Source organism: Mucilaginibacter sp. GW822-FHT03E02, from assembly GCF_058801545.1.
Genome location: NZ_JBXANJ010000001.1, coordinates 4987483 through 5000843, shown reverse-complemented (window position 1 = coordinate 5000843; position 13361 = coordinate 4987483). Strand labels below are relative to the sequence as shown.

The following is a 13361-nucleotide window of genomic DNA, read 5'->3' as shown; positions in this document are numbered from 1 at the left end:
TTACTGATTTCCTTTTTTTAAAACAGACTTAATAACGGGTAACATTTGTTCAGAAAACCTTACCATACCAACATCGTTAGGGTGCACTCCATCTGCAGTCCCTTCATGGTCATATCCAATTAAGCCATCTCCTGTTTTGTAGTACAGTCCCTTAACGCCCGATTCCTTAAGCAAACTAAAGGCCCGCCTTAATTCACTTCGTTTAGCGTCAATGTTAGCCCGGCCTTCCTTATTAAAATAACTATCCTCATAATAAAACGTTTCTACCAGCAAAATCGGGATCAATGGCCTTTTCGCTTTTAATAGCCTCACTACCTTTATAGCACTGTCACAGATAATCTCCTTTTTTGAATTGGGGGTACAATCAATAATATATAAAGCCGCATCAACCTCACTCATTGCCAACGCCACCGACAGATCAAATTTCCCCTCGCCGCTAAACCCAAAATTGATAAATGGCATATCTAATTTTCGCGAAAGGATGTTGGTAAAAGCCATGCCCGGCCGGGAGGCTGCGGCGCCCTGGGCAATGCTGCTGCCATAGTATATAACCGGCTTTTTTTCAAGCAGGTATTTTTCAACCGGCTTCGAAATTTCTGCGCCCACATTTACCCCGATGGCAAGTGAATCTACCCCATTATACAAAGGGAGGTTTAGCAAGTACTCTTTGTATGCTCCCTCGCCACTACGCAGCAGTATAAACTCATTTGTTTTGTGTTTGGGTTTTCCGGTATTTACATATTGCCAGCCGGCGCCTGTATTGCAATACAAATCAACCCCATCGGTTCCGATAGATCCTGCTTCTTTCGATAGCGGGTCAACTTCCCTTAAAGACCATCTTACTGCTATACGTGTTGCATTTGTCCGAAACCGGATAGCAATACCTGCCGAACTCAAACTCTCTTCCCATACCGCGGCCCTCAAAATCTGTTCATACCGGCCAGGAAAACGCCGGTAGCTTTCTTCATTATGAAACCTGCCTATCACGGTGAACCGGCGGGCATCATAAAAAGACAGCGAATCTGCGGCAATATGATTTCCGGGCAAACACCATGCATCGAACGCAAACAAGGTTATTACTAAAATTGGCAATACAAGTTTTAAATAAACAAGGTGTATTTTTTTCATCATCTCCGGTGTGTTATAAGTACCACTTTTTATACCTTATCAAAGCCTCAACAAAATAGTAATCGGCATAGGTCAATGGCATATCCACTTCGGCATTAAAAGGGATAGCTCCAACACTATGCTTAAGCAAAAAGCCGCCGTTTGTGCCCGGTTTAGCCCGGTATAAAGGCGAGGAGAGCGTTTTAATTATTTTTTCTGCCGCGGTTACATACAATATTTTGCTGTGCCCCCTGGCATACCTGCTTAATTCAAGAAAGGCCGACGCCATTACTGCCGCCGCCGAGGCATCGCGATAGGCGTTAGGGATACCTGGTGCATCAAAATCCCAATAGGGCATCATATCGGCCGGGAGGTGCGGGTTGGTCAATATAAACCGGGCAATATGTTTTGCCTGTGCCAGGTACCGGCTATCGTTGGTAAACCGGTACATCATGGTATAACCATATAAGCCCCATGCCTGTCCCCGGCTCCATGCAGATGAATCGGCGGCACCCTGCCTGGTAATTTTACGCATTACCTTACTTGTTGATAAGTCATAATCAATTAAATGATAGGAACTGTAATCGGGCCGAAAATGATTTTTTAAAGTTGTGTTGGCATGGTTTACGGCAATATCGTCAAATTGCTTGTCCCCGCCGTTTTTACTGCTCCATTCCAACAATTCAAGGTTCATTAAATTATCAATAATTACAGGGCACTTATACATTGCAGATGAGTCCCAGGATTGAATTGACTTAATGGAAGGGCGATACCGCGTTGCTAATGATTTTGCAGCCGTTAATACAAGTTGTTTATATTCCTGTTGCCCTGTTACGCGGTATGCATTACCAAAACTGCAAAATATTTTAAACCCAAGATCATGATTGCCCGCATTAAAAACCTCTTGCTTTATGATTGCCATCCGCTGCTCTGCTTCTCGTTTTAATACGGTATCGGCCGAATATTCATATAAATACCATAGCGTACCCGGGTAAAATCCGCTACACCACCAGTCCGAATCGCTTGTAAGCAGTTTATCTGTTGCTGCATCATAAGTTTTAGGCATTTTACCAGCTGGTAAAATGTTCATCAGCGATTTATATTGCTGTACGGAAAACACCAAATCACTGGTCACTAACTTCCGCATGGATTCCCGGGGTGTTCTTTTTTGTGCAAACAGCACAGCGCAAAAAGATATTAATATCCCGGATAGTATAATTTTTTTCATTTGAGCTTTTTGCCAAACAATTAGACTGATGTCCCTTACGCCGACCTTATTAATTTAATTTATGAAAATTTATCATTACCGCGCAAACAATCCACCATAATAAATTAATAGCCAGGATTTTGCGTAAGCAATGGATCTACCTGGATATCATTTGTGGGGATAGGCCAAAGGTAATCGTCGTTGCTAAAATTGATTTGTACATCCGGAAGGCTTTCTTGTTTAAGTATATGCTTTCTTATCAAATCAAACCATCTGTCTATTTCAAAACATAGTTCATAATTTCTTTCCTGTATCACTTTGGTATCAAATGCTGCCATCGTGAGGCTGGTAGTGGCCAATGGGTCCTCGTTATTTATTACATAGCCATTTGCGCGGTTTATAACCTTGTTAATAGCATCAACTGCATTTTGTGTGGGCCCTCCTTTTGACATATTCTCGGCCTCGGCAAAAATCAATAGTACATCGGCAAAACGGATAACAGGCATATTTATAATAGAACGGCCGGCAGCAAAATCTGCAGGTGAGTCATATTGAAACTTTTTAACCCCCGGCCAGTAATCGCCAAGATCGTAGTAGAGTACCCCATTTAATGTTGTTTCAATAAAGGCATCCTTCCTTGGTTGTTTTGGATAGGCTTGCTCCCAGGTAGGTTCGGCGCAAATATCGCCGAAGCCCCTCATATCAGACCATATACGGGGATCAGGGCCCAGGTTTTGGTAATTTGAATTCAGGCTCCACATCACTTCCGGTCCGTATTGGGTGGCAACACTAAACAAATCCTTAATGTTGGGTACCAATGAATAGCGGGCGCTGTCAATTACTTCTTTGGCCATTGCTGCAGCTTTCGCATAGTTAGCAGGTAAATTCAAGGGGTAAGTGGCCATTGTAAGATAGGCTTTTGCCAATAAACCCTTTGCTGCATCCCTCGTTGGCAATCCGCGCATATCAGTCGAACGGGTTGCCGGAAGTTTGGCAATGGCATCGGTAAAATCGCTTACAATCTGATCATACACCTGCTGTACCGATGCACGTGCTAATTTAGTAGTAACCGGATCGGGCGTAGTTTCAACTATGAGCGGCACCCCACCAAATATCCTGACAAGCATAAAGTAATTATAGGCTCTTAAAAACTTGCCCTCGCCTATTAAAACATCTGTCTGAGACTTGTCTACACCCGGTAATCCTTTTTTTAATGCTTTAATTGCCGTGTTGATGTTTAACAGCGCATTATAGTGGGCGGCCCATAATTCGGCGCCATAATTCTCGGGTATATTCAAATCTCCCCGTACTATCTGATCATCCTGGTTAAACTCATCCATATACCCCTGGTAGCCTATGTTATGTCCCCATAAAGCATTTAAAGATGCCGTATAGGCCGACTGTACCTGGGTTACCGTAGTGTAAAAATTATCAGGAACGATAACGCTTGAAGGCTTTTCCACTAATTTTTTACACGATGATAAAAGTATGAGGGCAGCTACTAACTGGTAGCGTGTGGTCCTGGTAAATAATTTAAAATTTTTCATTGCCATGATTGTTTATAATGAAACATTTAATCCAATGTTGTATATTTTAGATTGCGGGTAGGTGCCAAAATCCGACCCGAACTGGGCATCGTTTCCTGTATATGAACTTACTTCCGGATCGCTGCCTTTATATTTTGTGATGGTTATTAAGTTGGTACCGCTTACATATATCCTCAGGTTGCTTACATGGATGCGTTGCGCTATGCCTGCCGGCAAATTATAACCCAGGGTGATATTTTTTAAGCGCACATACGAGCCATCTTCAACCCAACGGGAATTTCTGTTGGCCGAAGCCCCTGGTATCTTTACCTTGTTTACTAAACCTGCGCTGGCCCGTGTTGCCTGGTCAATAATGGCGGGGATAGAGGAGTTTTCATTACCTGGCGACCACCTGTTTAACAGATCGGCACTGGTTCCGCCCGGCGATTCGAGAGCGATTCTTGATATATCAAAAATATTGTTGCCATGCGCTCCTTGTACCAGGAAATTCAAATCGAAATGGGCATAGCTGAACTTGTTAGTCCATCCAAAAATAAATTTCGGCATCGAGTTGCCTATTACCTTTTCGTCGCTTGCATTGATAACACCATCGCTGTTTACATCGTCATAATGCGGATCGCCCGGCAATTGGCCATATTTGGCTGCTGCTGCCGCTTCAGTTGTTTTCCATACGCCTTTGTATCCGTAGCCAATCATTTCGCCGTAAGGCTGGCCTTTTACCAAATACATAAATGAACTGCCAACCCCTTGGCCGCCTGATCCCCCCGAAGCAAAGGCGATGCGGCTAATACCTCCAAGATCTACTACCGTAGCCCGGTTGGCCGAGAATGTAACGCCCGTATTCCAGGAGAACTTCCCTACAAACGGATCGCCCGAAATTCCAAATTCAATACCGCGGTTGCGGATAGAGCCCACGTTATCCAGAATGGTAGATAGTCCTGAATAAGTTGGCAGTACCCTTGGCAGCAATAGGTCTGTTGTGAGTTTGTTATAGTAATCAAAAGTAAGCTCCAACCTTCGGTTTAATATGGCTATATCCACACCCGCATCGGTTTGGGCTGTTTTTTCCCATTTAAGCTTTGGGTTGGCAGTTGAAGTAATGGAATACCCCAGGTTGTTTACATCGGTACCAAAGTAAGGGTAATTATAGCCCGATGTAATGTGTGCCAACGTTTGGTAAGGATTTATGGCCTGATTACCCGTAACGCCATAACTAACCCTGAATTTGAGGTCAGAAAAAATATTAAGATTCTTGATAAACTGCTCTTCGGATGCCTTCCAGGCGACGGATCCCGAGGGGAAATACCCCCATTTATTATCGTTCCCAAAAACTGATGAACCATCGGCCCTTACACTGGCGGTTAAGAGGTACTTATTGTCAAAAATATAATTTACCCTGGCAAGGTATGAGTTGATAACCCTTTCATAAGTGTTTGAGGCAGTAGTTACCGTTTTTGCACCGCCCACGTCAAAAATACCGGTCTGCTGTACTGCAAAATCGTTGGCATTAATAGTCGAGTTAAGGTCTTTGGTATATTTTTGTTCGGCTACCGCGGTAATTGTAAAATGGCTTTTGTGTATGGTTTTATCATAGGTAAGTATATTGGAGTTTTGGAAATAGCTGTTATTATCAGTAAAAATATTTCCGCTTCCGTTCAGCAAAAAGCCGCTGAAGGTTTTGTTATTATAAAAGCTGTAATTGTTTACGTTGGTTAGTATAGCGCCACCGGTAACTTTGAGCGTTAAACCTTCCAGCAGCTTAAATTCCAGGAAGGCATTAATATTGTTGCGGATAACACCGTTGTTAATAATAGGCTCTTTGGCGCTGGCAACGGGGTTCCAAAGCGTTGGATTGGCATACCTTAAAGCCGCCGCGCTGTAGTTACCACTGGCATCATATACAGGTATGGTAGGCGAAAACCTTGGCGCTGCAATTACAGGATTTGCCGGGTAATTAATGCTCCCGCCAAACAGCGCCGAGTTTGATTTTTCTTTGGATGTAGATAAATTTACCCCAAAACCAACCCATTTAGTAATATCGCCTTTAAAGTTTGCCCTTATGGAATAGCGGTCATAAGCGGAGTTGATGAGGATGCCCTGCTGGTTTAAATAAGCGCCCGATAATAAATAACTAATCTTCTCGCCGGCGCCGCTAACAGATATCTGGTGATTTTGGGTATACGCTGTTCTGTACACCTGGTCAACCCAGTCTGTTCCGCCATTTTTTTGGAATGCCTGGATTTCTGTGTCCGAAAAAATTGGCTGGGGTTGTGCCCCGTTACCATTTTGCGCTAAACGCACCTTGTTTATTTCCCTTGCATAATCGGCTGCGTTTAACAGTTTGGGTTTGTTATTAAGGTTGGCAACGCTGCCATCAAACGTGTAATTGATAATTGCCTTGCCGGGCTTGCCCAGTTTGGTGGTTACCAATATAACACCATTGGCACCCTGCGACCCGTATATGGCAGTAGCCGAAGCATCCTTGAGGATCTCGATAGACGCAATGTCATTAGGGTTTAATGAGTTAAGATTGCCCCCCTGTAATCCATCTATCACAACCAGGGCACTGTTATCCCCATTTATAGAGTTTGATCCCCTGATACGTATCACGGTGTTGCCGCCCGGAGAGCCATCCGTGTTTTGTACAGATACACCTGGTGCGCGCCCCTGCAAAGCCTGGTCAACCCGCTGTGTGGGCAATAGTTTAAGGTCTTCGCCTTTTACACGACTTACCGATCCGGTAAGATCACTCTTTTTCTGGGTGCCATAGCCAACCACCATCACTTCGCCCAGTTGGCCCGTCAGCGAGTTAAGCACAATAACGTACTGGTTTTTTGAACCGATGGTAACCTGGTTTTTTTCATAACCAACAGCCGAAAAAACAAGCACCGAACCGGGTGCCACAGCTATTGAAAACCTGCCCGACGAATCTGTCTGGGTTGCCTGGCCGCCACCTTTCAATGTTACAGTAGCGTATGCCAAATTATGCCCGCTTTCGTCTTTTACAATGCCCGAAATGGGTTTCGTTTGCGCAAAGAGCAGGATAGGTGCTATAACAAGCAATATACTTGCTATAATTTTCCATTGCAAAGTGCCTTTTTTTAATGGAGGATAAGTAAAGTGTTGCATAGTCAAAAGTTTACAGTTAAATACTAAAGTTGATTTGTAGTATAAGTTATTGGGGTACCGTTTTCTTCATTCAAAATTTTATTGTTCAACGCTGTCGGACTTCACCCAATCCGACACTTTCCTGTTCATGGCCAGTTCATACCAATACATCCAATCGGTATTATAGGTGCTGCTTGCCAAATGGGCGTGAAGGTTTGAGTCTAATTTGTAGCCGGCAGGCCTGGTCATGATGCGGGTTACCGAAAACACTTTTTCCAGCCGCGAGCGTATCACCGCAAATTGACTTTCATAATCATCAATTTTGTGGAGTACCAGCTTCTTGTTAGCCAATGACCGGGCATCATCGTATTGCTTAAGCAGGATCAATAATTTTGACGAATAGGCCTGTAGCTCATTTATCTGCCTTAATACCTCCAGGCTGTACCTGTTTCTTCTCGCCAGTATCATGGCTTCTGCTATCCTGCTTTTCACGGTATCGTACATAGACACCGCTTTGGCGGCTTGTTTTAACCGGTCTTTATACAATGCGCTCCACTGCCCGCTTCTGGATTTGTCGGGCATATCAACCAGCTTAAAAGCCTGGTGATAATTTTCCCTGTCGCCATTAACTATAAAGGCTGTATCCCAAACGCTTACCGCTCTTTCTAAAATATCCTGGAACTCATACTGTTCACCGGCCAATTTGGCCGAATAAAACCGGTGCCTGAACGTGGCATGAACAACCTTTTCGCTACAATCTTTATCATTCCAGCTAAACCATGCAAAATCGTGAATGCCGCGCCAGGTGGTCTCGAAATGAGGCGAACTATCGTCCCATACCGTGCATAGTATCCCTTTTAATTTTTTACGGGCAGTAAGCCGGCAAAAATCTTTAATTGACTGAAAGTTTGATTGGTTGCGCTGCAGCATGGCATAAGACATTTGTGCCGATGTTGCAGCCATTACATCCAGGTTGTGCGCCTTATACCAATCAAGCGCCAATATGTTGCCGGCAGCGGCCGGTGCCTCATAATTCCAACGCATGTAAATGCAATTTCGGGGGAACAAGGGGATGTTTTTATCCAGTGTGCTCTTGTTTTTGTCCCAAAGCTTATTAACCTCTTTTGCACTTAAGGTTGAATCCCAGGTTGTTTGGTACAAATTGCCCAATTTGAAAACCATATCGTCCCAAAAAATAGGGATGCGGTGATGCTCAACAGCAAAATCGGTCACTTTTTTGAGCCAGTACATTTGCAGCTCCAATGGAGTTTTCCCCGACGCTTTGGATAGTTCCGATTTGCCCAGGGCGCCAACCTCGTCTCCGCCTATATGCAGGTATTTTCCATAGGGTGTAGCTTCTATGGCATCTTCGTACATTGAAAATTGCAGGTCGTACGTTTTTGGGTTAAGCGGATCAAATGCCCAATCCGATGCGGGGTTATCGCGTAACTCCTTATAAGCATCGTGTTTTAAAATAAAGGATGCATGCCCCAGCCCCTGAACAAGAGGGCTTATTTCGATAAAACGATCTTTTGCATATTTGCTTAGGGCAGCAAATTCACCTATGGATATTGCATCGGCCGCGCCTACATCCCTGGCCTTTTTGTACCGCAGCTTATCTTCAAATTCAAAAATGATATTGTTTACCTTGATTGCTGCTAAACGGTCTATAGTTCTGTAGTAGTAATTGCCTGCATCCAGGTGATTTTTCAGATCGATATGAACAGCCCTCACCGGGATAGCCGGATAGTCGGTTATCCTGCAGGCCGGAATCAGCACATTTTGATCGTGTGCATCCTCCAACAATTGATTAAGCGTTTGCATGCCGTAAAATAACCCGCTGTTGCTTGCTGCTTCAATAATAACCCTTTTGTTTTTTATTAATAGAATGTAGCCTTCATCTGATGGCAGCGCCAGGTCTTTTTTAAGTATCAGCAAAAGGGAACCCTTTGTTTGAGTACTTAAGTGTGGAAGTGTGTTTAGCAAACCCGGAATAACCAGGCTCGCATCAACATTATTCAAACAAATGCTATGTAAATCTGTAAATAACAACCCTTCGCCGTTCAACGGCTGAACATTTTGAGGTCTGGGCAGAAGCTTAAAGTAACGATCGAAAGTACCGGTATCTTTCGCTGCGCATGCAGAACACAACAATACAAACATTGTCAATATCATGATGTAGCGGGCATGTTTTACTTTTTTGAGCATGTTACTTACGTTTATAAAGCCGGGATTAAAATTTTTATGCTGAAATCAGCCTTCATAGTTTGCCGTCATTTTGTAATGAGAGGCATCGTTTGAAAGCAATGAGGCAGAGAGCGTTTCCAGGAACAAATCGCAACTTTGGTGCGAGGATAAAATACTGGCCGGGTACAAATTGCTTATGGGTTCTTCCAGGCAATTTTTAACTGCTTTTGCTTTTCGCAAATCCGGGACAGAACAAATAATGTGTTTGGATTTCATGATTTGCTGAACCGACATACTGATTGCCTGTGTAGGAACTTCATCCAAAGACAAGAACCAGCCTTCATTCATTTGTTGTTTTTTACAATCCTCATCTAATTTATCAATAATGATGTAAGGTGCAGTGGTTTCAAAATCAGCAGGAGGGTCATTGAATGCCAAATGGCTGTTTTCGCCAATACCAATTAAGGCAACATCTATCGGATGCTCTTCGATAAGCTTATTCAGCCGTTCACATTCTGCCTTGGGGTCGGCTTCGCCGTTAATAAGGTGCGCAGCTTTTAACGGGGGTAATTTGTCAAGGAACAACTCTGTCAGGTATTTCCGAAAGCTTGCTTTATGCGATATAGAGATATTAATATATTCATCTAAATGAAACATAACCACCTTGTCCCATGCTATTCCGGGCGCCTTAACCAACTGCTTTAACGTTTCGAATTGACTTGTGCCTGTTGCCAGGATGATGTTGGCTGTGCCCTGCCCTGCTATTGCTTCGCGAATGTGTTGTGCAGCTGCATCGCCAGCAATAGCGCCTAAATCCTGTGCGTTTTTTTCGATGTAAATTCTCATAAAGGTGACTCGTGTTTTTTTATTTATAAACTGTTATGCATAACCCTGCCGGTAGCCTGGTTTTTAGCCTGCTTTACCTGTGATGGTATTAAGTCTTCGGTGCCTTTTCAGGCGCCATTAATACCACCTGTATTAACGCTGTTTTAGTTGTCAGACATTCCGGTTGGTTTACGAAATGTTGAAAGGTGTATTATTTTGCCATGCCCCGCGTGTAAAATCCGGAACCTCTATCGGTTTTGAGCCATTGGCAACAGACCACTCACTCAAAGGGGCTATCGAACTCCAAAGAGCGGCATCGTAAACATCATGATCAACCGGAAGACCGTTACGTAAACAATCAATTAACCGCCAGTCTGTTAAAAAATCCATACCTCCGTGTCCGCCAACTTTTTTTGCCAGTTCGCCTACTTTTGCAATGAATGGCAGCGTGTATTTTGCCTCTATTTCTGCAAAAACTTCCGGCGAAACCCACCCATCATGACTGGTAGAAATTTTGGCCGGTCCGGCATCGCACTGAATAGTTGCTTTTGTGCCACTAATGAGGTACCTGGATGACTTAGGCCGGGGTGAAGAAGTATCATGCTGCAGCATAATAGTTCTTCCTTTTGTTGTGCGTATGGTTGATGTATTCATATTACCCCTAAAATGCTTGTCGAGATACTTGGAATACATAGCATCTTTGGCAGCCAGTTCTACGGCTATATCATGTAAAGTGAAATCATTGGTACTTACTGAGGTTAAAAAATCCATTTTATCGCCGCAATTGATATTCATGATCTGGCAAATTGGGCCCAGGCCATGTGTTGGATACAAGTTACCATTGCGATGGGCGTTTTCATCAAGCCGCCATAAGCCCGGCCGCTGTATCGGGTCAAAAAGCGACCGGCCGATACTATGAATGTAAGCGCCTTCTCCATGAAGTACTTCGCCGAAAAAGCCCTGGCGTGCCATATTAAGTGTCAGCAATTCAAAAAAATCGTAACATTCGTTTTCCAGCATTACGCAATGCAGCTTTGTTTTTTCCGAAGTCTCAACCATTTGCCAGCATTCGTCTATGGTTTGCGCGGCCGGCACTTCAACGGCGACATGCTTGCCATGCTCCATTGCGTAAACGGCCATTTGCGCATGCCAATTCCACGGGGTGCAGATGTAAACCAAATCAATATCGCTGCGCTCGCATAACTTTTTCCATTCGTAGTCATTGCCCGAATATAAAGCCGGGTTGTTTGGCGTTCCCTTAAGACTTTCCTTTGCTAACTCCACCTGCTTTGGTTTAGTGTCGCACAGGGCCCTCACCTCTACTCCTTCGATATTAAGGATACGCGGAACTGCTTCTGATCCCCTGCTTCCTAACCCGATATACCCTATCCTTACTTTATCAATTTTTGGGGCAGCATAACCATGCATATTAAAACGCTGGCTGCCCTTAATCGTGTTAAACGGTTTACTATTGGCATCATCGGCAACTGCAAGTAGTGGCAATGCTGCACCCACCAATGCCGAGGCAGCGATGCCGGTATACTTTATAAAATCTCTCCGGTTATTTTTCATGTATTAGTTATATGTTGTATTTGAAAAAGCCTTAAAATAGTGTGTACTTCTATTAATTTATTGCTGCTTTTATGGTCAATAAAAACAGCTGCATGTTAGTTTAATAATTGGCCAATAAGGTGTTGTTTAATACTATCTTAACACTTGCCTGAAGTAAAACTAACGAAAACAGAAGCACTTAGAGAGGGTTTGCCCGAATAAATCAGCGAGAACGTTATCGAAAATAATGTATCCGGTTGCCCGTTATTTCAGGACCGTTAAATACTGTAATATAAACCGTTAGCTGTTACAATACAGCCATTTTTTTCTCCTTCCATTTATAACAAAAACAGCCCCGCAGCCCGGAGTATTTTGTTCCGTATCGGCTACAGGGCTGTTTTTTTATGAATATGTGCTATTGTATGCTGTACAATGCTTAACCACCTGTTGAATTAGTATCCTTTAAAATCCGCTATCGTCCAGGGCGAAGTTATTCTTTCGCTCTTTCCATTTGCCTTTTGTAAAATCAGGAAAATCCTGTAATGCATTTCCTGATTTTAGGGAATTTACGGATAGCGGAGCTATCACACTCATCGTAACAGAATCATAAACATCTATCGGGGTTTGTCTCTTGTGTTTAACCGATTCGATAAATGCATTAAATACAAACCAATCCATACCTCCATGGCCGGCACCTTCGGCCAGTTTTTCATATTTTTTCCAAAGCGGATGATCATACTTGTCAAACCATAACTTTGCCGGATCCCATGCATCATCTTCTTTTGCCTGGTGGTCGATATATATGCTGTCGGCCACATCCATCCAAATCCCTTTTGTGCCCTGAACACGGAAACCCAACGAGTAGGGCCTTGGTAAGTGCGTATCGTGACTTAGCACTACTGTTTCGCCGTTTGCGCAATTAATCATTGTTGTTGTTACATCGCCGTTTTTATAATTGATCTTTGAATTTTTATGCCCGGGCGATAATTCCTGTACATAAGCCGCTAAACCACGCGATTTGGAGCTGAATGATACCAAATTGGTAAAGCGGTTGCCCGCATTAATATTTGCATAATGCATACAAGGGCCGGCCCCGTGGGTTGGATAAATATCGCCGTCTACATCTATATTAAACTGGGTGCGCCACTGGGCTTCACTTATAGCGTTGGGCCCAAATTCAACCCCGCCGCCATGAAATTGCTTACCATTATTGAACAGCACCGCCCTTAAGTTATGTTGGTAACCGCCCTCTACGTGAATCAACTCACCAAAAAGGCCCTGCCTTACCATGTTTAGTGCAGCCATTACATCACGGCGATAGCATACGTTTTCGAGGGTCATATAAGGCATACCTGTTAACTCCGAGGTTTTTACGATATCCCAATGCTCCTCAACCGTTAGCCCTGCTATAACTTCGCAGCCAACATATTTGCCTGCTTTCATGGCATCTACCGATTGTTGGTAATGGAATTGCCAGGGGGTAGCAATAATTACGGCATCTATATCTTTATCATCAAGTAACCGCTTATAGGCATCCAGGCCGCCGGTATATTCTTTTACCTTAGGGTGCCCATTTTTAGCTATAAATTCCCTGCAAATTTTTAACGAACGTTCTTGCGTATCGCATATGGCAACAATTTCCACATCGTCCCGAAGCAGCCCTTCGCCGATATGGCTCATTCCGCGTACCCCAACTCCAATATATCCTAATTTTACTTTTTGGGGTGCAGCGGCAAACAGGCTACTGGTAGGCAGCATGGCTATACCGGCAGCGGCAACTGCACTTTGCCTTATAAATGTTCTTCTTTTCATGTTGTTTAATAAGTGTT

At 43.7% G+C, this 13361-nt stretch carries 8 protein-coding genes; all 8 read right to left on the bottom strand.

Annotated elements, in window-relative coordinates:
• Complete coding sequence (locus tag AC1RM2_RS20730; protein ID WP_492987059.1) at positions 1–1131, bottom strand: SGNH/GDSL hydrolase family protein; 1131 nt, start codon at positions 1129–1131, stop codon at positions 1–3.
• Positions 1132–1141: 10 nt separating this feature from the next.
• Complete coding sequence (locus AC1RM2_RS20725) at positions 1142–2335, bottom strand: glucuronyl hydrolase (protein ID WP_492987058.1); 1194 nt, start codon at positions 2333–2335, stop codon at positions 1142–1144.
• A 104-nt stretch (positions 2336–2439) separates the two neighbouring features.
• Entirely contained in the window at positions 2440–3861 is a 1422-nt protein-coding gene (locus AC1RM2_RS20720; RefSeq protein ID WP_492987057.1) for a RagB/SusD family nutrient uptake outer membrane protein, read from the bottom strand.
• A 12-nt stretch (positions 3862–3873) separates the two neighbouring features.
• Positions 3874–6990 carry a SusC/RagA family TonB-linked outer membrane protein gene (locus AC1RM2_RS20715; RefSeq protein WP_492987056.1) on the bottom strand — a complete coding sequence of 1039 codons (3117 nt, stop codon included), beginning with the start codon at positions 6988–6990 and terminating at the stop codon, positions 3874–3876.
• A 78-nt stretch (positions 6991–7068) separates the two neighbouring features.
• Positions 7069–9177: a glycoside hydrolase family 20 zincin-like fold domain-containing protein gene (locus AC1RM2_RS20710; protein ID WP_492987055.1), complete on the bottom strand. Its 2109-nt coding sequence runs from the start codon at positions 9175–9177 to the stop codon at positions 7069–7071.
• A 45-nt stretch (positions 9178–9222) separates the two neighbouring features.
• The gene (locus AC1RM2_RS20705; RefSeq protein WP_492987054.1) at positions 9223–10002 is read right to left on the bottom strand and encodes a glucosamine-6-phosphate deaminase; all 780 of its coding nucleotides are present in this window, start codon (positions 10000–10002) and stop codon (positions 9223–9225) included.
• A gap of 168 nt (positions 10003–10170) precedes the next feature.
• Positions 10171–11553 carry a Gfo/Idh/MocA family protein gene (locus AC1RM2_RS20700; RefSeq protein WP_492987053.1) on the bottom strand — a complete coding sequence of 461 codons (1383 nt, stop codon included), beginning with the start codon at positions 11551–11553 and terminating at the stop codon, positions 10171–10173.
• 441 nt (positions 11554–11994) lie between these two features.
• On the bottom strand, positions 11995–13344 hold the full coding sequence (locus AC1RM2_RS20695) for a Gfo/Idh/MocA family protein (RefSeq protein ID WP_492987052.1): 1350 nt from the start codon (positions 13342–13344) through the stop codon (positions 11995–11997).
• Positions 13345–13361: the final 17 nt, after the last annotated feature.

What these genes read in the sequence shown, in the direction of transcription:
- AC1RM2_RS20705 (WP_492987054.1), bottom strand. Translation starts at nt 10,002, where the DNA reads ATGAGAATTTACATCGAAAAAAACGCACAGGATTTAGGCGCTATTGCT.
- AC1RM2_RS20715 (WP_492987056.1), bottom strand. Translation starts at nt 6,990, where the DNA reads ATGCAACACTTTACTTATCCTCCATTAAAAAAAGGCACTTTGCAATGG.
- AC1RM2_RS20710 (WP_492987055.1), bottom strand. Translation starts at nt 9,177, where the DNA reads ATGCTCAAAAAAGTAAAACATGCCCGCTACATCATGATATTGACAATG.
- AC1RM2_RS20695 (WP_492987052.1), bottom strand. Translation starts at nt 13,344, where the DNA reads ATGAAAAGAAGAACATTTATAAGGCAAAGTGCAGTTGCCGCTGCCGGT.
- AC1RM2_RS20720 (WP_492987057.1), bottom strand. Translation starts at nt 3,861, where the DNA reads ATGAAAAATTTTAAATTATTTACCAGGACCACACGCTACCAGTTAGTA.
- AC1RM2_RS20700 (WP_492987053.1), bottom strand. Translation starts at nt 11,553, where the DNA reads ATGAAAAATAACCGGAGAGATTTTATAAAGTATACCGGCATCGCTGCC.
- AC1RM2_RS20725 (WP_492987058.1), bottom strand. Translation starts at nt 2,335, where the DNA reads ATGAAAAAAATTATACTATCCGGGATATTAATATCTTTTTGCGCTGTG.
- AC1RM2_RS20730 (WP_492987059.1), bottom strand. Translation starts at nt 1,131, where the DNA reads ATGATGAAAAAAATACACCTTGTTTATTTAAAACTTGTATTGCCAATT.